Below are 21,372 nucleotides of genomic sequence, written 5' to 3' on the forward strand. Positions count from 1 at the left end.
ATGTACTTCCGGGATAAGGGCCTTTACCTGTTGTGGAATGGGCAGCAGTCAGCCAGCCTTGACGACCGCACGGCAGCTGCGCAGGAAAGAAGAAGCGAGGTCATCGCCGTCGGCGTCAAGGTAGCCGGCAATCATCGCGCCGCCGTGTAGAAGCATCAGATCCTGGGCCGTAGCGTCCGGGTCGGCGGGAGCCAGCGGGCGGACAATTTCCGTGTACGCAGCCTTGCACCATTCGCGGTGGTCCTTGATGGTTTTACGGACCGCACTGGCGGGATCCGGATACTCGGCCGCGGCGTTGATGAAGGGGCACCCGCGGAATCCGGGCTCGCACGACATTGTGCCTAAATGTTCCGCAATGAGTTGGAACGTCTTATCGGCATCTCCGCCTGCGTGTTCCATCGCAGCGCCGATTCCCTCGCGCTCAATCTTTGCCCGGCGTTCCAGATGGGCCACCACCAGGTCATCCTTGCTTTTGAAATGCCGGTAGAAGGTCACTTTCGTCGTGCCGGCACGGTCGATCACCTTGTCAACGCTGACCGCCCGCAGCCCCTCGGCATAGAACAGCTCAGTCGCGGCTTCGACGAGTCGTTCCCTCATCGATACCTTCACAGCCTCCGCCATGGTTTTCCTTCCCGTTGCCCTTGCGTGTCCCCGTGATCCACATTACGCTCCTTCTAAGTAGAGTGACTAGTCATTCTACCAGCCGTGAACGGCCTTCCGTATGGCCGCCGGGCGGCTTCAACTCCGATGAAAGGACAACCCAGATGTTCAACAATTCATCCCGACTGGGGACCACTACCGATTCCGACGCCGCCGATAACCAGGCCGCAAACCAGGGATTGCCGACCATCGTGCTTGTGCACGGTGCGTGGGCCGATTCCTCCAGTTGGGAGCAGGTGATCGACGAACTCCTGCATGCAGGATTCCCGGTCCAGGCAATTGCGAACCCGCTGCGGGGCGTGGAACATGACACGGCCTACCTGGCCAGCTACCTTGCGGCGATCGAGGGTCCCGTGGTGCTTGTGGGCCATTCGTACGGCGGTGCAATCATCACGAACATCGATACGAGTGCCTTTGACGTGCGAGCCCTCGTCTACGTCGCGGCATTTATTCCGATTGCAGGGGAGACGGTCGGCCAGCTGGCAGCCCAGTCTTCGACCCCGCTGCCCTTGGTGACGGTCGAAACACCAAGCGGGCCTGAGGTGCACATCAGCCCGGAGGGGTTCCGCGCAGCCTTTGCCGCCGACGTCGACCAACGCAGGGCAGGTGTCCTCGGCATCGTCCAGCGTCCTGCCAACGTCCGGGCGGTCGCGGAACCGATCAGCCGGGAGGCATTCCGCACCGTGCCCGCCTATGTACTCGTCACCACAGCAGACCGGGCTATCGACCCGGACGTGCAGCGGATGATGGCCCATCGTACCGGCGCGGCCGTCGTCGAGGTCGAGGCCTCCCACGCCGTCATGGTCAGTCGTCCCTCGACCGTCGCGGGTCTCATTCTCCAGGCGGCGACGTCGGCGGTAACCGTCCGATGACCCCTCACCAGACACCCCCTTCCCGCTTTCAAACACTTCAAACAGAACGGAACGTCATGACTGCATCAACCATCCAGACCCCACCGGCGATCTCGCCGGTCCTTCGGAAGCTGTACTTCGTCCGCTTCGGATTCGCCATTGTCTGGGCAGTCCTCATTGCCCTGACCGCTTCCACCCTCGGAACCTTCAGCATCGCCCTGCTCATCCTCTACCCGCTGTTCGACGTGGCGGCCGCCGTCGTCGACCACCGCGCCTCCCGCGCTACCCGTCCCGGCCCGCTGCTCCTGGTGAATATGGCGCTCAGCCTGCTGACCGCCGTCGCGCTCGGCGTGGCCGTCACCTCGGGAGTGCCCGCCGTGCTGGTTGTCTGGGGTGTCTGGGCTATTACCGCGGGCGCCGTCCAGCTCGCCGTTGCCATTTCCCGCCTGCGGCTGGGTGGGCAGTGGCCGATGATTCTCAGCGGCGGCATCTCCACCCTCGCCGGCACCGGATTCATTCTGATGTCCGACACCTCCGCGGCGGCCCTCACCGGCGTCGCGGGATACGCCACCCTCGGCGGAATATTCTTCCTCCTCTCCGCGATCCGGCTGCAGCGTCTTGCGAAGGCCGGCACAACACGATGACCGGGACCGTTACGGACGTTATTGTTGTCGGCGCCGGTCCGGTGGGCGAGAACGTTGCGGACCGGATAGTTGCCGGCGGACTCAGCGCGGTGATTGTCGAATCCGAGCTGGTGGGCGGCGAGTGCTCCTACTGGGCGTGCATGCCGACCAAAGCACTGCTGCGGGACGCCGCCGCACTCCGCGCCGTCCGGCAGTTGCCCGGGGCCGCCGCGGCGGTAACCGGCGGACTCGACGTCGACGCGGTGCTGGCGCGCCGGGACCGGTTCGCCTCGAACTGGAATGACGAGGGTCAGGTGGCGTGGCTCCAACAGGCCGGCATCACCCTGGTCCGCGGGCGCGGGCGGATCAGTGCCCCGCGGACCGTGGAAGTCACCGGCCGGGACGGCACGGTCAGCACGATCACGGCACGGCACGCCGTCGTCGTCGCCACCGGCACCAGCGCGGCGCTGCCGCCGATCCCGGGACTGGCGGACGCCGCCCCCTGGACCAGCCGTGAAGCGGTGTCCGTGAAGAAAATCCCGGAGCGGCTCGCGATCATCGGCGGCGGCGTCGTCGGCACGGAAATGGCGACCGCCTTCAGCGCACTGGGCGCCGCGGTGACGCTCATTGCGCGCGACGGCGTCCTGCCGAGGGTCGAGCCGTACGCTGCCGAGCATGTCGTCGCGTCCCTGGAAAGCGCTGGAGCGCGGGTGCTGATCGGCGCAAGCCCGAGCGACGTTACCCGCGACGCGCGCGGCACCGTGCACATAACCCTGGCCGGTGGCGGGAGTATCGACGCCGACGAGGTCCTGGTTGCCACGGGACGCCGGCCCAACACCGGCGACCTCGGGCTCGAACACCTCGGGCTCGCGGCCTCCGGCTGGCTAAGCGTGGACGAGACGCTCCGGGTGGTCGGCCCCGACGGCACCGTGCCCGACGGCGGCTGGCTTTACGCCGCGGGCGACGTCAACGGACGGGCGCTGCTCACCCACCAAGGCAAATACCAGGCCCGGGCTGCGGGGGACGCGATCGTGGCACGGGCAACCGGCGCTCCGGTGGAGGACTTCCCGTGGGGGCGTCATGCGGCGACCGCCGACGTACGGGCAGTTCCGCAGGTCATCTTCACCGACCCCGAGATTGCCTCCGCCGGCCTCACGCTGGCCGGCGCCGTCGACGCCGGGCTCCGGGTCCGTTCCGTGGAATACGACCTTGGATCGGTTGCCGGTGCTTCCCTGCATGCCGACGGCTATACCGGCCGCGCGAGCATGGTCATCAATGAGGACACCAACACGATTGTCGGGTTCACTGCCGTCGGACCTGACGTGACCGAGCTGGTGCACGCCGCAACCATCGCGATCGCGGGGGAAGTGCCGATCGACCGGCTCTGGCATGCGGTTCCCGCCTATCCCACGATCAGTGAAATCTGGCTCCGGCTCCTGGAGACCGCGGCACGGTAGACAACCGTCCCACGTGCCCGGAAACTTCAACCACCCTGACCCCCGAAAGGAAGAACCCTATGCCCACCAAGATCACGTTCGTCATCGACAACCCCGCGGACCCCGACGCGTTTGAGACCGCCTACAAAGGCATCGCGGACAGCGCCAAGCAGCTCCCGAAGCTGCGTCGTTACGAGGCAGGCAAGGTCTGGCCGAAGGAAAACGGCTCACCCACCCCTGCCCACCGGACGCTTGACCTGTACTTCGACAGCTACGAGGACGCGTCGGCTGCCGTGACAACACCTGCGGCCGCTGACCTCTTCGGTCAGCTGAAGGCCACCAGGACCACCTTCATGGCCCTGTTCTCGGAGGTGGAAGAGAGCTAGGCGGGGCACGGTTTGCCCGCCTTGATCCCTATTCGCCTGGTGTCGATGCCCGTGTTCCATCACCGGAACACGGGCATCGGCTTTTAACCGTTCCGCGCATCCGCTCCACAGGGCCGGAGCTGCCCCGTAGTAGGCTTCGGGCCATGGGAACTCGGCGAAGCATCAGCAAATCGGATTACCGGCTTTACGCGCGGCCGGTGCCCGGGGAAAGCGGGGACTGGGTGGAAGTGGTGTCCGACGGCGGTGAACCTCCACAGGCGTCCAGTCGTACCACCCATACCGAAGCGGAATTCAGCGATGCGGGCGTTGACGGCGCCGCTGCTCAAGGGCCTCTCCACGTGGTTACTGCCCCCAGGAGCCGGTTCAACCCCTATCTCTGTGCCGCGTGGGCGGTTGTGGCGATGATGCTTGTCCTTGGACTGATCTGGCTCTCCGGCAACCTCCAAATCACGTCGGCCATTTACAGCGGCGGCAGTGCAGTCACGAGTGCCCAGGACGTTGCGATGATGAACTTCCAGATGATGGGTGTGTATCTGCTGCCCTTCGGCCTGGCAGGCGCCCTTGCCCTGCTGATGCTTCAGGCTTCCGGCTACCGCCGCGAACGCCGGGGCTAAATAGGCGCCCGTCTCCTAGCCGGGGATCAGGAGGTAACTGATTCGCCAGTTCCTGCCCCCCGCGGCGGGCTGCACCGATTCTGCTGCCGGTTTGGAAAAAACCTCCGCTGCGCAGCGGCAGGGATTTCCCAAACCGGCAGGCCTTTCCCATAACGGAGTGAATCCGCCCGGTCCGGAATAGTTAGACTGCTACTGCTGATCCTCCGGTAGGTCCGCCCGTTATCGATAGGTCTCAAAGTGTCAAAAGCGAAAGAAGTCCCCGGTGTGCAGCCGAGCGAGAGCCTCGTTCCGAAGGTGACCAGTTCATGGGTGCTGATGGGCATGCTGGGTGGCCCGGGCATTGGTCTTGTCCTCGCAGGTGTGGCTATGGACGAGACTGAGGGCGGTCCGGCAGAAGAGTTTTGGTTCGTATTGGTCCTGGTTTTTCTTCTCGCTGCGTTTGTGGGTCTTGTTGTGTCGATCCCGCTTATCGTGAAACTTAGGAAGGCAATATCAGCAGCCAACCGGAACATTGCCGAATCCCTGCGCTGGCAATACGGGTTCACCGTTGACCGCCCGAAAACTCTGATCCTGACGGACAAGGCCCCCGTCCGGCTGAATCCCTTCGACATACCGGCGACCGACACATACGGGCGCCCGGTCAATATCCGGATCAGCCCGGATGAAACGGGTACCAAAGTGGTCGCCACCATCTGCGAGGAACATCCCACTCCAGCGGCAAACCATCCCTACGAACGGCACTAGGCAGGGTTAACCGGCGAGGTCGTAGTGTGACACCGTGCGGTCACGCTCCAGTAGGTACCGATCGTCCTCGGGATAGAAGACGGCCCGGCCGACGTCGTCGCCCGCGAAAGCGCGAATAGCCTCGAGGGAAACCCACAGCGAAACCGTGACAATCTCGCTGCGTCCCTCTTCCAAGCTGCGGGTGAGGATCCAGGCACCGAGGTTGCCGGCCGTGGCGCGGTACTCGTCGATCCCGGTCACCCGAACGTATTCGACGTATGCCTCAAGGTCTTCGCTGCGGACAACACCGCGCCACGTCCGAACAACGCGCATTCCGGTCCTTCCGATTAGGGTACGTTTCCGGATCCGCCCGGCCCCGGGTGCAGGAGCCTAGCGCCGGCCGGGCTGGGCCGCCAGAGTGAGACGGTTGTCGGAGGGGGTGCCATTGACGCCCGTACAGCAACGGCGTAAGTTATCGACAATCGTTATTAACGAAAGTCGATATGGGGGAACCATGAAGCTGACGAAAAACACCGGCGCGCCGGCAGGCCAAAAGAGAATCGTTTCGCGAACGGACGCGACCGTATTCATGCTTGTGGCGGCATTGGCCGCGGTCGTGAGTACTGTCTTTTCAATCTCCGAAATCGTCGGGTACTTCACCGGCCCGGTGACGCTGGAGCTCCCGGTCAACGCACAGGACCAGAGCGTGGACGGGCTGACGGCCGGAGTGAGCGCACACTACACAACACTGACAGCTACGGTTCCCGCTCTTCCCTCCGGTCCCGCAATGCTCCTCGCATGCTCTTCAGCGCTGCACCAAGCAGGTGTGCTCGCCGTCCTGGCGCTGGTATTCCTGCTGGCCTACCGGCTCCGCAGTGCGGTCCTGTTCACCGCGGTGTCCGTGAGGATCATCGGTGCCTGCGGTATCGTCCTGCTGCTGGTAGGGACGTTTAGCCAGGGCCTCTACGGCATCGCGGTGCCCCGCGTGGCGGACCTGGTTGTTATGGAGCGCCAGACGGGCGACGAACTGGTCCTCTTTGAAGGCACGCTGAGCCCCTGGCCGCTGGTGCTTAGCCTCGTCCTGATACTGGTTGCGGGAGTCTTCCAATACGGACGCCGGATTCAGCAGGATACGGATGGCCTGGTCTGATGCCGGCGGATGATTCCTCGAACATCCACTGCCGTCTTGACGAACTCCTGGAAGCCCGCGGCATGACGCTGACGGAACTGAGCCGGCAGGTCGGTGTCAGCCTCGTGAATCTGTCGGTCCTCAAGAACGACCGGGCCAAAGCCATCAGGTTCTCCACGTTGACCGCGATCTGCAATGCGCTGGACTGCGAGGTCGGGGATCTTTTGGTGATTCCCCGTCCCGCTTGAACATGTTCGGTTTAATCTTTGATCCGTGCGAATCCGCCGTACCGTTACAGTGCGACTGCTGAAGTTATAGTTCCGTGCGCCTTTTACCGTTAGGTCTCAAAGTGTCAAAAGCGAAAGAACTCCCCGGCGTACAGCCAAGCGAGAGCGTTGTTCCGAAGATGACCAACTCCGGGGTGCTGATCGGTCTGCTGCTGGGACCGCTCGGAGTTCTCATTGCCGCAAGCATCGCCATGGAAAATGCCGCCGGTGGGCAATGGGAAGACTTCTGGTTCGTCGTAATCCTTATTTCTCTGCTTGCTGCGGTTGTGGGTTTAATTGTCGCGATCCCGCTTGGCGTGAAACTTCGGAAGGCAATATCCACCGCCAACCGCAATATCGCGGAATCGCTGCGCTGGGAATACGGCTTCACCGTGCACCGCCCGAAAACCCTGATTCAGACCGATAAGGCCACGGTCGGCCTGAATCGCTACGACATACCGGCAACCGACCAGTACGGGCGGCCGGTCAATATTCGGATTCGCCCGGATGAAACGGGCACCAAAGTTGTCGCCTCCATCTGCGAAGAACATCCCACTCCCGCGGCAAATCATCGATACCGTAGGCACTGAACTAAGCCTGCGGCGCCTTTCTCGCTTCCTGCAGGGATGCCCGCAGCGCGGGATCGGACGCCGCGTCTGCAGCGGTCCAGGCCAGAGCCAGGGCGGCATCCAGCACGGCAGCATCGGCCGCCGGCCCCTGTGTTTCCGCGGCAAAGCCCGCGGTATGCGGCGCGGCCGTGGCCCCCAGGACGGCGATCACCGGGTGAATCGCGGGCAGTGCGTGCGAGACGTTGCCCATGTCCGTGGAGCCGCCTCCGCCTCCGGGCGGCCGCACCAGCGTGCGGCCGGTCGCAGCCAGGTTCCGGTTCCAGAGACCGAGCAGTTCCTTGTGCTGGCGCACCGGCAGATAGGCGGGGGAATCCTGGTCCCAGGACCAGCTGCACCCGGTAGCCAGCGCAGAGCCTTCACAGGCGAGCAGGACCCGTGTCTTGGTGTCGTGCTGCACATCTGCATCAAGGGCGCGGACTTCGAGTAGCAACTCCGCATAGTCGGGGATGACGTTGATGGCCGATCCGCCCGCCGGCACCAGCGCGTTGATCCGCACGCCGTCGGGCAGCTGCTGGCGCAGCAGGCCGATGGCGACCTGCGCCACGGTCGCCGCATTGAGTGCATTGACGCCGTCAGCCGGCGCCGCAGCCGCGTGCGAGGCCTTGCCCCGGAACTTCACCCGGAACCGGTCGCAGCCCTGCGAGGACGTGCCGCTGCAGTCCAGATCCACGCCCGGCGTCGGGTGGGCCATCAGGGCGATGTCGGCGGCAGCGAAGGCGCCGGCTTCGAGCATCAGGACCTTCCCGCCGCCCTCTTCTTCTGCTGGGGTGCCGAGCAGGACCACGGTCAGATCCAAGTCCGCGGCCACCGCAGCGAGCGAAAGGGCGGCACCCACCGCCGAGGCGGCAATGATGTTGTGCCCGCAGGCGTGACCGATTTCCGGCAGCGCATCGTATTCGGCGCAGATCACCACCCGGAAGGATCCGGTGCCATACACCGCCTCGATCGCGGTCGGCAGCCCGTAACAGCCCACAGTCGTCGAAAAACCCTCCTCACGAAGCAGGTCGGCCACCCGCGCCGCAGACCGGTGCTCGGCGAACGCCACCTCCGGGTCGGCGTGCAGGTCGGCGGACAGGGCCAGGAGTGCCTGCCGGTGTCGCTCTAAGCGTTCGGAGATGGCAACGGTGAGCGGCGTCGTCGTGGTGCTCATGCGGTGCGTTCCCCCTGGGCGGAAGCGGGCGGGGCGGTGTCGGCGGCCGGGACCGTATCCGGGGCAGCTCCGTCGTTGCCGCGGAAGCGCAGGGCCACCAGGGCCAGAGCCAGGGCCAGAGCCGCGCAGATCCCCCAGACGGACAGGTAGGACGCGTTGGCAGAGGCGACGGTGGTTTCGCCGTCGATCTGCAGGGTGACCAGGAACGCGGACATCACCAGCGCGAACACGGCTCCGCCCACCGACCCGGCAGCGGTGCGGGAGGTGTTGTAGAGGGCCGAGGCGACGGCGACGGAGTCTGCCGGCGCCTTCTTCACCACGATGGCAGGCAGGACGCCGAGTATCAGACCGTTGCCGAAAGCGCCGAGCAGCATCGCGGCCAGGAAGGGCACCGTGCTGGTGGAGAAGCCGATCATGGCCACGTAGGAGGCCACACCCAGCAGCGCCCCGAGGACCACTGTGGATTTGGCGGTGATCCGCGCCGCGATTCGGTCGCCGAGGGTGGCGCCGGCGAAGCTGGCCAGCGCCAGAACCAGGAAGAGGACGCCGACGGTGGCTTCGGAGAGGCCCAGGCCGAAGCCGTGCGTATCGGGATCGTTGAGGATGAACAACGAGCCGGCGGTCTGGGAACCGAACATCTGCGCACCGAACAGGGACGCGCCCAGGATAGGCAGGCCGATCCCCGACGTCGTGAGGACGTGCAGGTCCACGAGCGGGTAGCGGACTTTGCGCTCGACCATCACCCAGAGCACCAGGACCGCCAGCCCGAAGGCGATCGAGCCGAGCGTCAGGCCCGAGGTCCACCCCCAGCTGCTGGCGTTGGCGATGCCCAGCAGGGTGGAGAGCAGGCCGGTGGTGAGCAGGGCAGCGCCGGCCCAGTCCACGGTGCCCGCGCTGCGGGTGGTAGTCTCCGGAACCAGCCAGGCCACGACCGGGATGCAGAGGAACATAAACACCGCCGGGACCAGCAGGACGATGGTCAGGTTGTCCACCACGGAGAGCAGGATGCCCGAAACCATGGCGCCGATGGCGCCGCCCACGGTCAGGGCACCGACCAGTTTGGCGATACTGCGGCCGGCGGTGTCCTCGCTGCGGCTGCGGACGATGGCGAATTCCAGCGGCAGGAAGGCCGCGAGCGGTGCCTGCAGTGCCCGGCCGAGCAGCAGCACTCCGAAGCTGGGGGCAAACGCCACGATCACCGACCCGACCGCCACCAGGCAGACCGTGACCAGCAGCATCCGCTTGTGCCCGTAGAGGTCGCCGAGCTTGCCGAGGACCGGCACAAACGCGACGGTCATCAGCAGATAGACCACGCTGACCCAGTTCAGGGCGGCGTCGTCCACCGAGAAGTCCTCGCCGATGCGGGCCAGCAGGGGCGGAAACCAGCCCTGCAGCAGCCCGGAGCCGAACTCCATAACAATCAGGAAGCCGACGGCGCCGCCGGCCGCCTTGGTACTGGTGCTGGGGGAGGACTTCATGCTCATCCGTTCCGGAAGTAGTGACGCGCGATGGTATCGTCCTGCCAAAGTACCGACGGTGCCCGCCGGGCCCGAAGAAAATGCCGATTGTTTCGCCAAAATGAGGGTGGCATGCCGGAAAGTTCCCTGAATCCGCTAGATCTGCGGATTATCAACGCGCTCCAGGTCTATCCCCGCGCGCCCTGGACCCAGCTGGCGCCGATCCTCGGCGCGGACGCCGCTACCCTGAACCGCCGCTGGCGGGACCTGCACGCGTCCGGCACGGCGTGGATCAGCACCTTTGACACGGGCAGCTGGGAGGCGGGGGCGCTGGTCGAGATCAGCTGCCATTCCGGTGCCAACCTGCGTGTGGCTGCGGCGCTGGCCGAGACCCCGGAGGCGATCGGCGTCGACCTCACCGCCGGCGGGCGCGACATCGTGGCCACCATTGCGGCCTCCAGCGAAGCGGCGCTGTGGGCGTATCTGCTGGACGAGCTGCCGCTGGTCGACGGCATTGAATCGGTCCGGAGCCATCCGATAGCCCGGAACGTGTTCGACGGCAGCGCCTGGCGGGTGCGGGCCCTGGACGCCGTGGAAGCATCCCGGGTGCAGGCCCTGCACCCTGCTGCCGGCGGGCGTGGGGGCGGGCGCAACGCGGAGCTGGAGCGGGAGATCATCGCCGTCCTGAACCAGGACGGGCGGGCCACCGCGACGGCGATCGGCAGCGCGCTGGGTGAAAGCGCTCGGCACATCCGCGAAACCCTGGCGCAGATGTCCGCGTCCGGGCGGCTGCACCAGCGCACCGACCTGGTCCGCGGCGCCTCGGGCTGGCCGGTGAGCGCCTGGTATTTCCTTCGTGTGCCGGCCTCCAAACTCGACGTCGTGGCCACCCGGCTGCCGCATCTGGACGAACTGCGGATCGTCTCGCACACGGTGGGACCGTATGACCTGATTATGGGCGTGTGGCTCAAGAGCCTGGCCGAGGTGCAGCGGCTGGAGCAGCATCTGGAGGTGAAGCTCTCCGGGGTCTCGACGGCGGACCGGTCAGTGGTCCTGCGCAGCGTCAAGCAGCTCGGGCAGATCCTGGACCACCGCGGGCGGGCCACCGGGCGGAGCAACCTGCACGCGGTGTAGGGCCTCAGCCCTCCAGATCGTAAACCTGAGCCGGGTCGCGCTCGAGGATACGGTCCCGCATTTCGCGCTTGAGGACCTCCAAGTGGGCCAGCTCGGCTGGGGTTTTCTCCGGCTTCGCGGTGAGCTCGATGAACTCGTCCGCGACGATGCCCGCATTCCGGATCACGCAGGTGACGGTTGCATCCCCGGCGGTCAGCTCGAAGACATAGCGGGCCAGGGTGTTGCCGCGCTCGGGACGGGCCAGTTCCGGCAGTACGGCGTAGCGGTCGCCGGTGACCGCGCGGGTCACGAGTTCGAAGGCGTCCCGGGCGCCGGGACCGCCGAAGGGGGTGCGGATCCGGATCTCGCGGCGCTCGACGCGGCCGCCGGGGGTGCGGGCTGCCAGTTCCGGCAATGCCCGGCCGAGTGCTGCGAAGGCGTGCGCGACGCCGCCTGGGAAGCCGGGCCCGTGGTACTTCATGCAGTCGGCGAAGGTGAAGTCCAGCTGCACCCCGTCCTCCCACACGGTGAGGGTGCGCTCGGGGTTCGGGATCGGCATCGGTTCTGGACGTTCGGGGGTTGCTGCATGCTTGCTCATGTGGGGTTTACTCTCGGTGCTTTGGTGTTGGTGGGGGAGCCGTCAATTCTATCGAACTCCCGGGTGGCCGCGGAAAGGCGGGGAACGGGCGTCGCCGACGAGCAGCCCGACTCACCCGGGCCTGTTCCGGTCAGCAGCATTCAGCCGCGCCGCCTGCAGGGTCAGGTGGTCGCGCTCGGCCAGGTTCGGCGCCAGCAGCGCCGCCTCCGCGTATAGCCGCGCGGCCTGTTCGACGTCGCCGCCCTTCTCATGCAGGTACGCCAGAGCCGCGGTGTGCCGGGGGAGCAACGGATCCAGTTCCGCCAGCGCGGCCAGGCCGGAACGCGGCCCGTCCGCCTCCCCGACGGCGACGGCCCGGTTCATCAGGGCGACCGGGCTGCCCGTGAGCCGGACCAGTTCGTCGTACCACTGGACAATCTGCGGCCAATCGGTGTCCTCCGCCTTCTGGGCGTCCGCGTGCAGGGCCGCAATGGCAGCCTGGGCCTGGTACTCGCCCAGCCGGTCACGGGCCAGGGCCCGCTGCAGGATGGCCACGCCCTCAATGATTCCCCGGGTATCCCAGCGGCTGCGGTCCTGCTGGGCCAGCGGAACAAGCCGTCCGCCGTCGTCGGTCCGTGCAGCCCGGCGGGCGTGGTGCAGCAGCATAAGCGCCAGCAGTCCCCGCACCTCCGGATGGTCGACGGCGGCGGCCAGCTGGCGCGTGAGGCGGATGGATTCGGCGGCCAGGTCGACGTCGCCCGAGTAGCCCTCGTTGAAGACCAGGTACAGCACCCGCAACACGGTGGCGACGTCGCCGGGCGTATCGAAGCGGACGCGTGCCACGGTCCGTTTGGCCCGGCTGATCCGCTGCGCCATGGTCGCCTCGCCCACCAGATACGCGGCGGCGATCTGCCGGGTGGTCAGCCCGCCCACGGCACGCAGTGTCAACGCCACCGCCGAGGACGGGGACAGCGACGGGTGGGCGCAGAGGAAATACAGCTGCAGCGTGTCGTCAGTGGAAGCGACGACGCCGGGCGCGGGTTCGCCGTCGACCTTTAGTTCACGACGGCGGCGGGACGACTCCGCACGCGTGGCATCAAGGAACTTCCGCCACGCGGCGGTGACCAGCCAGCCCTTGGGATCCCGGGGCGGATTCTCCGGCCACGTGCGCAGGGCTTCGAGCAGGGCGTCCTGCACCGCGTCCTCGGCCGCCGCGAAGTCGGCTCCGCGGCGGACGAGGACGGCGATGACCTGCGGGGTGAGAACCCGCAGCCGGCTTTCCTCCACGAGCGGTTATTCCGTGATCGTGACGGGGGCGGCCAGGAACGGACGGACCTCGATCCACTCGTGGAGCGGTTTGCCGCCGGCGGCCGGTGCTGCGGACAGCTCTCCGGCCAGTTCGAGCGCGCGGTCATAGCCGTCCACGTCGATTGCGAACCAGCCGGCGATCAGGTCCTTGGTTTCCGCGAAGGGTCCGTCAGTCACCGGAGGCCGGCCCTCGCCGTCGTACCGTACGAAGGTTCCTTCGGGGGAGAGGGCCTGGCCCTCCACGTATTCGCCGTTGGCCTGCAGCCGTTCGGCATAGTCCGCCATGAACTGCATGTGTGCCGCGACTTCGTCAGGTGTCCACTGGTCCATCGGTACGTTGTTGAGCGCTTCCGGTGCGCCGCGGTAGTGCTTGAGCAACAGGTACTTGGCCATGACGGTCTCCCTTGTTCAACTGCAACTGTTCCCCCACGACACAGCCATTGTGGCTGTGTTCGTACCGGGGACGGAACGGGGGAGGGGATTTCGACATGACGGCGCGGGGCAGGTTCCGCGGCCGACTCCGCGGGTTTTGGCGGAGCCTTTGCAGCTGTGCCCGGCGGGCGTAGCGTCAATAAGCGTGAGTGAAGAAGTTTCGCTGCCGTTGCGTCTGGCCCGGGCCGTGGGCACCAGCCCGGTCTCGGAACGCGTTGCCGCCGCGCAGGAGTTCCTCTATAAGCCGGTTCTCGAGTGGGCGCGGAAAAGCCCGTTCCATACCGGCGTCCTGGGCCACTCGATCCATCCGCCGCTCACCGATCTGACGCTTGGCTGCTGGGGCAGCGCGTCCATCCTCGATGTGGCGGGCGGACCCCAGTCACGGCACGGTGCCACCGTCCTGGTGGGCGCGGGGCTGGCCGCGGCGGTGCCCACCGCTATCGCCGGCGCCAGCGACTGGGCGGGAATGACCGGCGACGCGCGTCGAATCGGCGCCGTTCATGCTCTGGGGACCGATGTGGCTGTGTTTGCCAACCTCGGATCACTGATCGCCCGGACCCGCGGCCGGCACGGGCTGGGCGTGGCCTTGGCCCTTGCGGGCAATGCGGTTCTGGCGGGTTCCGGGTTCCTGGGCGGGCATCTGGCGCTCAACCGCGGCACGGCGCGTCGGGTACCTGCCGCCGCCTGACGGGTTTGCGGGCGGGACCGGGCCTCAAGCGAGGGAAGCCAGGAACGCCGCCGCATCCGCTGCCACCTGTTCCGGGCATTCCCACAAGACCAAGTGGGCGGCATCGGGATAGATCTTCAGTTCTGCGCCGTCAATTTTGGCGGCCAGGGTGTCCTGGTCCGCGCGGGGGAGCAGGCTGTCCTGCCCGCCCCACAGGATCAGCGTGGGAACCTCGATGGCTCCCGTTTCGGTCGGCGGCACGGCCGTGTACAAGCCACGCAGGCTGAGCTGCCACGCGTGGGCGGGCATCTTGACGCCGTCACGCACCCGGTCCTCGATGAACCAGGGGGGAACCTCTTGGATGAGGGGAAACCAGGCGAGGAAACCGCGCACCCAGTCCTCGGCGACGGGATCAGTCAGGCCGTCGACGTCGTCGGCGAACCCGGGCCGGCCCTTCAGAGTCAAAGGGGCGCCCACCAGCACAAGCGCCGCCACCCGGTCGGGGTGATCCACGGCCAACTGCTGGGCCACATAGCCGCCGCTCGAGGAGCCAAGGACCGACGCCGTCGGCACCTCCAGCGCATCCAGAACCGCGGCGGCGTCCTCGGCTTGCTCCGCCAGCGAGTATCCGTCCTGCGGTTTGTCGGCATCGCCCTGGCCACGGAGGTCCGGAGCGTAAATCCGGAAGCCCGCCAAACCAGGCAATAGGCGGTCAAAGCTCCGGCGGGATTCAGCCCAGGCATGCAACAGCAATACCGGTGGTGCATCGGCGTCGCCCTGGACCAGACAGGGCACCGTGATGCCGGTGTGAAGCGGAAGATTCCGGACTTCGGATTCCATAGCTCAGGGTACGCCGCGCAGGGCGGCGAATTCGATGGGATCTTGGTTCCCAACAACCGTTGACAGCAATTAGTCCAGTCGCTTTACTTATCCGCACGGCGGCTGATATGTACCCGGGCCGCCTCCCACACATTTTGGGTTCCTGTCACAGCGGACGGTTGCTCAGACAGCGTGGGTCGCGAATGGAGCAAAGGAGCACCATGCGAAGGTCCATGTCCTGGGCATTGCCCACCACCGTCCTTCTGGTCCTCGGAGCCAGTGGCTGCGCGCCGGAGGGAAGCGGGGGAGGAGAAAACGCAGACGGGGGATCGATCACCGTCGCATACCAGAAAACCAGTGCGTATACGCAGGTTGACGCACTGATGCAGCAAGCCAAGGAAGACTTCGAAGCGGCTAACCCGGACGTCACAGTCAACTTGGAGCCGATCGAAGCAGAGGAAAACGACTACGCCACCAAGTTGTCCCTGATGCAGCGGTCCCCGGACACCGCACCGGACGTCTTCTATGAAGACAGCTTCAGGGTCCGGCCGGACGCGGAAGCGGGCTATCTGCTGGCGCTGGATGACTATCTTGCCGAGTGGGAAGACTGGGACACCGGCTTCATCGAAAGCGCAAAACAGGCCGGACTCGGATCCGACGGCAAGACCTATGCAGTACCGATGGGGACTGACACCCGCGCGCTTTGGTACAACAAAGTCGTCTTTGAACAGGCCGGCCTGCCCGTACCCTGGGAGCCCCAGACCTGGGAAGACATTCTGGCCGCGGCAGAAGCGGTAAAAGCAGCAGATCCCGACGCCGTGCCTTTCAATATCTATTCCGGCACCGGCATGGGTGAAGCAGCGTCGATGCAGGGCTTCGAGATGCTTCTCTATGGCACGGACGACACCCTTTACGACACTGACGAAGGCAAGTGGATTGTCGGTTCGCAGGGCTTCAAGGACTCCCTGCAGTTCATCTCCGACGTTTACACCGGTGGGCTGGGACCCGACGTCGCGACAGCCCTTGATTCCACCTATTACCAGCAACTCAACGGCGAGTGGTACCCGGAAAACAAAGTGGGCGCCTCGATCGACGGTTCATGGATTGCCGGGAACTGGCTCGAGGACGGTCCGACCCCCTGGCCCGAATGGTCCGAGGTGATGGGGGTGACACCGATGCCCACCCAGGACGGCGGTGAGCCGGGCGCCACCAGCATGTCCGGCGGCTGGACCCTCGCGGTCGGCGCCGGGACCCAGGATCCGGACCTGGCCTTCGACTTCATCAGCACCGCGTTAAACAAGGACAACAGCCTGTCCTACAACGTAAACGCGTCCCAGGTTCCGGTGCGCAGCGATGTCGCGGAAGATCCGGCCTTCACCGAATCCAGTCCGGTCAGCGGATTCTTCAGCGACTTGGTGGAAGTGACGCACTACCGCCCCACCACCTCCGACTACGCAGAGATCTCCGGGAACATCCAGCAGGCCATGGAAGCGGTCATGACCGGCGAACAATCGGTGGACGAGGCTGCGGCGGCATATGACGAAGCCGTCACTTCCCTCGTAGGCGAAGAGAATGTCAGCCGGGGATGACAACCACTCCCACCCAGCCGGTGCAGGAGCGGGGGCCGCGCCATCCGGTGCGGTCCACCGTTCCTGCCGGGCGGCGTCACTCCAGGGGACGCTCGATCCGGCGCGCCGTCCCCTTGGCGCCGGCCGTCGTCCTGCTCCTGTTGTTTATGCTCGGTCCGGTCCTGTGGTCCATCTGGGGTTCATTCACCAATGCGGCGCTTTCGGGCAGAGCGGCTTCCGAACCCCGTTTCATCGGCATCGACAACTACGTGGCGCTGCTGACGGACCCGGACTTCCCGAACGCGCTCTGGCTGACCGTTGTTTTCCTGCTGGTCTCGGCGGTCATTGGCCAGAACTTCCTCGGCCTGGCGTTGGCATTAATGACTGCCAACGCACCGAAAATGGTCCGCTCGATCGTTGCGACGACGGTGGTCACAGCCTGGGTGCTGCCGGAAATCGTTGCTGCCTTTGCCTGCTATGCATTTTTCAGCAGTGACGGGACACTGAACGCGCTCACGGGCCTGGCCGGGCTCGAACCGGTTGAATGGCTTTTTGCCTATCCACTGGCCGCCGTGGTGCTCGCGAACATCTGGCGCGGGACGGCGTTCTCGATGATGATCTACGAGGCCGCCCTGAATGACGTTGCCCCTGAAATCACCGAGGCAGCCGTCATTGATGGTGCCGGCGGCTGGAAACGTCTGGCCTTTGTGACCATCCCGATGATCCGCAACAGCATCTCGACGAACCTCATGCTGATCACCCTGCAGACGCTGTCCGTGTTCACCTTGATTTTCGTGATGACCAGCGGCGGCCCGAATCAGCGCAGCACCACGCTCCCACTGTTCGCCTACGCTGAAGCGTTTGGCCTGGGGAAGATCGGTTACGGCACCGCCATAGCGACGGTGATGCTGCTCCTGGGGGCGGTTTTTTCCTTCCTCTATATCCGTATCCTCAAGCCGGGAGGGAACGCATGAGCGCCGGGACCGCCACCACACAACGCCGTGCGTCGAAGGCCGCAGCCTCCGGTGTGCTGCTCGCTATTGCGGCCTGCTTCCTGCTGCCGCTGGCCTGGCTGGTTCTTGCCTCCCTCGATCCCGGGGCGAGTGCGTCGCTGGCGATGCCCGAGCGGTTTTCGCTGGCGAATTTCTCCGCGGTGCTGACGCCGGGACAAACCCTGTGGCCGCTGTGGAACAGCTTCCTGCTCTCGGCCGGATGCGCTGTGATCACCGTCCTTGCGGCCGTCCTCGCCGCGTATCCGCTGTCCCGCTACCAGGCCCGCTACAACAAGCCGTTCCTGTACGGGGTGCTGTTCGGCACGGGGCTGCCCATCACGGCCATGATGGTCCCGGTGTACAGCATGTTCGTCCGGCTGGGGCAGCTCGACAGTGTGCCCGCCGTTGCGCTCTTCATGGCTGCAACGTCCCTTCCGATGGCCATCTGGATGACCAAGAACTTCATGGATTCGGTGCCCGTGAGCCTGGAGGAAGCGGCGTGGATTGACGGGGCCAGCTCCATGAAGGCGCTCCGCACCGTCGTCGTACCCCTGATGCGGCCGGGTCTGGCGGTGGTGTTCATCTTCGTGTTCATCCAGGCATGGGGAAACTTCTTCATCCCGTTCATCCTGCTGCTGTCGAGCCACAAGCAGCCTGCGGCCGTCACCGTCTTCAACTTTTTCGGGCAGTACGGGAGCGTTGCCTACGGTGAGCTGGCTGCCTTTTCACTGTTGTATTCCCTGCCCGTGATCGTTCTTTACGTCATCGTCACCAAGGGCATCGGCGGGTCCTTCGCCACCGCCGGAGCGCTCAAGGGCTGACCCCCGCGCGCCGGCCTCCCTCCTTACCAGCCTCGAAAGGCAGCACCCCATGCACTATGACGCCACCCTTGTTGAAGCCCGCGTCCGGCGGTTCCGCGGCGAACGGCTTGTGCCGGCCCTTTACCGCCGCACCGAGCCGCTCGATCTGGCCTTCTGGGAGGTTCCCGATGAGCCCGTACCGTTCGCCACCGCCGTCGGGCAGCAGTTCCTGCCGGCCCGGCACGGCATGGTTTGGGGGAAGCCCTGGGGCACGGTGTGGTTCCACGCGGAAGGTAAGGTGCCCGCAGCCTGGGCGGAGGAAAAGGACACCCGCGCCGAGCTCGTTGTCGATCTGGGATTCACCGCCCAGCAGCCCGGGTTCCAGGCTGAGGGGACCGTCTATTCTTCCTCGGGGACCATCATCAAGGGGGTGGAACCGCTCAACCGCGCGGTCCGGCTCGACGTCGGCGCGGGCGGCGAAATCGACCTCTATATTGAAGCAGCTGCCAATCCGAATGTTGCCCAGGATTTCCTCTTCATCCCGACACCCTATGGGGACAAGGCGACCGCCGGGGATGCCCGGCTGTACCGGTTGGCGCAGATCGAGGCGGGGCTCCTCGACCTGCCGGTATGGGAACTCCAGCAGGACGTAGAGGCATTGATGGGACTCATGGGGGAGCTGCCCGAGTCTTCGCAGCGGCGCGCAGAAATCCTCCGTGCCCTGGACCGCATGGTGGACGCCATGGACCCGGATGACGTGTCCGGGACCGCCGCCGTCGGCCGGCGCATCCTCCAGCCGGTGCTCGCCCAACCCGCCGCGGCAAGCGCGCATCATCTGCACGCCGTCGGGCACGCGCACATCGATTCGGCCTGGCTCTGGCCGACGCGGGAGACGGTCCGCAAGGTGGCGCGCACCTTCTCCAACGTCTGCGACCTTATTGATGAGAACCCGGATTTCGTTTTCGCCGCGTCGTCGGCGCAGCAATACGCCTGGCTTAAGCAGTCCTATCCGGAGCTTTTCGCGCGTGTGAAGGAAAAGGTCGCCGCCGGCAACTTCGTTCCAGTGGGCGGTATGTGGGTCGAATCTGACACCAACCTTCCGGGCGGGGAGGCGCTGGTGCGGCAGTTCGTGGCAGGCAAGGGGTTTTTCCTGCGGGAGTTCGGGATTGACTGCGAGGAGGTCTGGCTGCCGGACTCCTTCGGCTACTCCGCTGCGCTGCCGCAGATCATGGCTGCAGCCGGCGCACGCTGGTTCCTCACCCAGAAAATTTCCTGGAACGAAACCAACAGGATGCCGCACCACACCTTCCGGTGGGAGGGAATCGACGGGTCCCGGATATTCACCCACTTCCCGCCGGTCGATACCTACAACTCGGACCTGGGCGGCGCGGAACTCGCGCGGGCCGAGCGGCAATACGCGGAAAAGGGCAACGGTACGACGTCGATGGTTCCCTTCGGCCACGGCGACGGCGGCGGCGGCCCCACCCGGGAAATGATCGCCGCTGCGCGCCGCACCCGGTCCCTCGAAGGGTCTCCCACCGTTGAGCTGTCCAGCCCGCGCACCTTCTTCGAGGCCGCCGAGGCGGAGTATGCCGAGCCGCCGGTCTGGTCCGGTGAGCTGTATTTGGAATTCCACCGCGGCACCTACACCTCCCAGGCCAGGACCAAGCGCGGCAACCGGCGCTCCGAGCACCTGCTGCGCGAGGCGGAACTGTGGGCGGCAACCGCTGCTGTCCGGGCGGGGGCGCCCTACCCGGCGGAGGAGTTAAGGAAGGCCTGGGAGACCGTGCTTCTGCAGCAGTTCCACGACATTCTGCCGGGGACGTCCATCGCCTGGGTATACCAGGAGGCCGAGCGTAACTACGCCGAGGTGGCAGCCACGTTGGGAACGATCATCGAGGCGGCGGCGCATGAACTCCTGGGCCGCGGTCCGGTCGCCGCCGTACTCAACGCGTCCCCTTATCCAGTAGCGGGAATAGCTGCTTTCGGTGCCGGGCCCGAGCCCGCTCCGGAAAAGCGGAACGTGTCCCGGGCCGGGGACGGGTTCGTCCTTGAAAACGATGCCGTCCGGATCTTCGTTGACCAAGCCGGGCTCATCCGCTCGATGTACGACAAGATTGCCGACCGGGAAGTCGTTCCGTCCGGTTCCGCCGCCAACTTGCTGCAGCTGCACCGCGACACCCCGACGCAGTGGGATGCGTGGGACATCGATGAGCACTACCGCCGGAACACCGTCGATCTGGTGGACGTATCCGCCCTGGAGATCGTGGACGGTCCCGCGGGGACGGCGCTGCGGATCGAGCGCACGTTCAATTCCTCGCAGGTGGTCCAGTACCTTTCCCTCGACAGCCGGGCGCCGCGGCTGGAGATCAGCACCGAGGTGGACTGGCATGAACAGAAAAAACTCCTCAAACTCGCCTTTCCACTGGATATCCATGCCGAACGCGCGACGTCGGAAATCCAGTTCGGGCATATCCATCGGCCGACGCACGCGAATACCTCCTGGGATGCGGCCCGTTTTGAGACAGTTGCCCACCGCTGGGTCCACGTCGGGGAGCCCGACTACGGGGTGGCGGTAGCCAACGATTCCACCTACGGGCACGACATCACCCGCTCTGCACACTCCGGCCGGGCCACCACCACAACAGTGCGGCAGTCACTCCTGCGGGCACCGGTGTTCCCTGACCCGGCGGCGGACCAGGGCAGCCACCGGATGGCGACCTCAGTGGTTCTGGGCGCAGGCATCCCTGAGGCCGTTGCTGAGGGGTACCGGCTGAATCTTCCCCTGCGCACCATCGGCGGGGTGGAACGCACCACGGTGGACCCCCTCGTGCGGTTGGACAACCCGGCCCTGGTGGTGGAAGCGGTCAAGCTGGCCGAGGATGGTTCCGGCGACGTTATTGTGCGCGTTTACGAGGCCCACGGGACGAGGGCGCGGGGGACCCTGACGACCGATTTCAGCCATAACGGCGTTACGGAAACCGATCTGCTGGAGCGCCCCCGGGAAAGTTCCGCGCTGCGGAAAAGCGACGCGAACAACACCGAGCTTGTGCTCCGGCCGTTTGAGCTAGTCACGCTAAGATTTGGTGTCCCCGGCCGGTGAGGTCGACACGTCCAACGGAGGTTGTGCCCTGAGCGCTACACAGCGAGCCGCGACCCGCCGGGGCACGAA

The 21,372-nt window shown here is 65.8% G+C and carries 23 protein-coding genes; 15 read left to right on the forward strand and 8 right to left on the reverse strand.

The annotated features are described in order from the left end of the window. Window positions 1–48: 48 nt before the first annotated feature. Window positions 49–621 carry a TetR/AcrR family transcriptional regulator gene (locus N2K99_RS07380; protein WP_227933358.1) on the reverse strand — a complete coding sequence of 191 codons (573 nt, stop codon included), beginning with the start codon at window positions 619–621 and terminating at the stop codon, window positions 49–51. A gap of 143 nt (window positions 622–764) precedes the next feature. On the opposite strand from N2K99_RS07380, the gene N2K99_RS07385 reads away from it, so the two are divergent. From N2K99_RS07385 to N2K99_RS07410, 6 genes are all read left to right on the forward strand, one after another. Next, complete coding sequence (locus N2K99_RS07385; protein ID WP_227933359.1) at window positions 765–1,532, forward strand: alpha/beta fold hydrolase; 768 nt, start codon at window positions 765–767, stop codon at window positions 1,530–1,532. Between the two features lie 56 nt (window positions 1,533–1,588). After that, entirely contained in the window at window positions 1,589–2,155 is a 567-nt protein-coding gene (locus N2K99_RS07390) for a hypothetical protein (protein WP_227933360.1), read from the forward strand. After that, window positions 2,152–3,591, forward strand: a complete 1,440-nt coding sequence (locus tag N2K99_RS07395) for an NAD(P)/FAD-dependent oxidoreductase (protein WP_227933361.1) — start codon at window positions 2,152–2,154, stop codon at window positions 3,589–3,591. Before N2K99_RS07390 ends, N2K99_RS07395 begins: the two co-directional genes overlap by 4 nt. Window positions 3,592–3,650: 59 nt before the next feature. Further along, the gene (locus N2K99_RS07400) at window positions 3,651–3,956 is read left to right on the forward strand and encodes an EthD family reductase (protein WP_227933362.1); all 306 of its coding nucleotides are present in this window, start codon (window positions 3,651–3,653) and stop codon (window positions 3,954–3,956) included. Between the two features lie 143 nt (window positions 3,957–4,099). Further along, complete coding sequence (locus tag N2K99_RS07405; RefSeq protein WP_227933363.1) at window positions 4,100–4,570, forward strand: hypothetical protein; 471 nt, start codon at window positions 4,100–4,102, stop codon at window positions 4,568–4,570. A 237-nt stretch (window positions 4,571–4,807) separates the two neighbouring features. Beyond that, window positions 4,808–5,314, forward strand: coding sequence for a LapA family protein (locus N2K99_RS07410; RefSeq protein ID WP_227933364.1), 507 nt, complete (start codon window positions 4,808–4,810; stop codon window positions 5,312–5,314). A gap of 6 nt (window positions 5,315–5,320) precedes the next feature. Here the strand turns inward: N2K99_RS07410 and N2K99_RS07415 are convergent, their stop codons facing one another. Then, on the reverse strand, window positions 5,321–5,626 hold the full coding sequence (locus N2K99_RS07415) for a hypothetical protein (protein WP_227922124.1): 306 nt from the start codon (window positions 5,624–5,626) through the stop codon (window positions 5,321–5,323). Between the two features lie 283 nt (window positions 5,627–5,909). Here N2K99_RS07415 and N2K99_RS07420 point away from each other — a divergent pair, with 283 nt between their 5' ends. From N2K99_RS07420 to N2K99_RS07430, 3 genes are all read left to right on the forward strand, one after another. Beyond that, window positions 5,910–6,443: a hypothetical protein gene (locus N2K99_RS07420; protein ID WP_227922123.1), complete on the forward strand. Its 534-nt coding sequence runs from the start codon at window positions 5,910–5,912 to the stop codon at window positions 6,441–6,443. Then, window positions 6,443–6,670: a helix-turn-helix transcriptional regulator gene (locus N2K99_RS07425; protein ID WP_227933365.1), complete on the forward strand. Its 228-nt coding sequence runs from the start codon at window positions 6,443–6,445 to the stop codon at window positions 6,668–6,670. The genes N2K99_RS07420 and N2K99_RS07425 overlap by 1 nt, the downstream gene beginning before the upstream one ends. A gap of 101 nt (window positions 6,671–6,771) precedes the next feature. Next, window positions 6,772–7,278: a hypothetical protein gene (locus N2K99_RS07430; protein ID WP_227933366.1), complete on the forward strand. Its 507-nt coding sequence runs from the start codon at window positions 6,772–6,774 to the stop codon at window positions 7,276–7,278. A gap of 1 nt (window position 7,279) precedes the next feature. Here the strand turns inward: N2K99_RS07430 and N2K99_RS07435 are convergent, their stop codons facing one another. Together N2K99_RS07435 and N2K99_RS07440 are read right to left on the reverse strand one after the other, a co-directional pair. After that, window positions 7,280–8,467 (reverse strand): amidohydrolase, encoded by a 1,188-nt coding sequence (locus tag N2K99_RS07435; protein WP_227933367.1) that lies wholly within the window; start codon window positions 8,465–8,467, stop codon window positions 7,280–7,282. Beyond that, window positions 8,464–9,945, reverse strand: a complete 1,482-nt coding sequence (locus N2K99_RS07440; RefSeq protein WP_227933368.1) for an MFS transporter — start codon at window positions 9,943–9,945, stop codon at window positions 8,464–8,466. The genes N2K99_RS07435 and N2K99_RS07440 overlap by 4 nt, the downstream gene beginning before the upstream one ends. 111 nt (window positions 9,946–10,056) lie before the next feature. Between N2K99_RS07440 and N2K99_RS07445 the strand changes: the two genes are divergently transcribed. Continuing rightward, a complete protein-coding gene (locus N2K99_RS07445) occupies window positions 10,057–11,058 on the forward strand; it encodes an Lrp/AsnC family transcriptional regulator (RefSeq protein ID WP_227933369.1) in 1,002 nt (333 codons plus the stop codon). A 4-nt stretch (window positions 11,059–11,062) separates the two neighbouring features. On the opposite strand, the gene N2K99_RS07450 is transcribed toward N2K99_RS07445, so the two are convergent. The 3 genes from N2K99_RS07450 to N2K99_RS07460 form a co-directional block, all read right to left on the reverse strand. Beyond that, entirely contained in the window at window positions 11,063–11,635 is a 573-nt protein-coding gene (locus tag N2K99_RS07450) for a hypothetical protein (protein ID WP_227933370.1), read from the reverse strand. A gap of 111 nt (window positions 11,636–11,746) precedes the next feature. Beyond that, a complete protein-coding gene (locus N2K99_RS07455; RefSeq protein WP_227933371.1) occupies window positions 11,747–12,901 on the reverse strand; it encodes an RNA polymerase sigma factor in 1,155 nt (384 codons plus the stop codon). A 6-nt stretch (window positions 12,902–12,907) separates the two neighbouring features. Next, on the reverse strand, window positions 12,908–13,315 hold the full coding sequence (locus N2K99_RS07460; protein ID WP_227933372.1) for a YciI family protein: 408 nt from the start codon (window positions 13,313–13,315) through the stop codon (window positions 12,908–12,910). A 184-nt stretch (window positions 13,316–13,499) separates the two neighbouring features. Here N2K99_RS07460 and N2K99_RS07465 point away from each other — a divergent pair, with 184 nt between their 5' ends. Further along, entirely contained in the window at window positions 13,500–14,042 is a 543-nt protein-coding gene (locus tag N2K99_RS07465; RefSeq protein WP_227933373.1) for a DUF2231 domain-containing protein, read from the forward strand. A 24-nt stretch (window positions 14,043–14,066) separates the two neighbouring features. Here the strand turns inward: N2K99_RS07465 and N2K99_RS07470 are convergent, their stop codons facing one another. After that, window positions 14,067–14,861: an alpha/beta fold hydrolase gene (locus tag N2K99_RS07470; RefSeq protein WP_227933374.1), complete on the reverse strand. Its 795-nt coding sequence runs from the start codon at window positions 14,859–14,861 to the stop codon at window positions 14,067–14,069. Between the two features lie 200 nt (window positions 14,862–15,061). On the opposite strand from N2K99_RS07470, the gene N2K99_RS07475 reads away from it, so the two are divergent. From N2K99_RS07475 to N2K99_RS07490, 4 genes are read left to right on the forward strand one after another with little or no spacing between them, the layout of a single operon-like run. Further along, entirely contained in the window at window positions 15,062–16,429 is a 1,368-nt protein-coding gene (locus N2K99_RS07475; RefSeq protein ID WP_227922092.1) for an extracellular solute-binding protein, read from the forward strand. Further along, window positions 16,426–17,382 (forward strand): carbohydrate ABC transporter permease, encoded by a 957-nt coding sequence (locus tag N2K99_RS07480; protein WP_227933375.1) that lies wholly within the window; start codon window positions 16,426–16,428, stop codon window positions 17,380–17,382. Before N2K99_RS07475 ends, N2K99_RS07480 begins: the two co-directional genes overlap by 4 nt. Next, complete coding sequence (locus tag N2K99_RS07485; protein ID WP_227933376.1) at window positions 17,379–18,221, forward strand: carbohydrate ABC transporter permease; 843 nt, start codon at window positions 17,379–17,381, stop codon at window positions 18,219–18,221. Before N2K99_RS07480 ends, N2K99_RS07485 begins: the two co-directional genes overlap by 4 nt. Window positions 18,222–18,270: 49 nt before the next feature. Then, a complete protein-coding gene (locus N2K99_RS07490) occupies window positions 18,271–21,303 on the forward strand; it encodes a glycoside hydrolase family 38 C-terminal domain-containing protein (RefSeq protein WP_227933377.1) in 3,033 nt (1,010 codons plus the stop codon). Window positions 21,304–21,372 lie beyond the last annotated feature (69 nt).

Source organism: Arthrobacter sp. zg-Y1110 (genome assembly GCF_025244865.1).
Classification (GTDB): domain Bacteria; phylum Actinomycetota; class Actinomycetes; order Actinomycetales; family Micrococcaceae; genus Arthrobacter_B.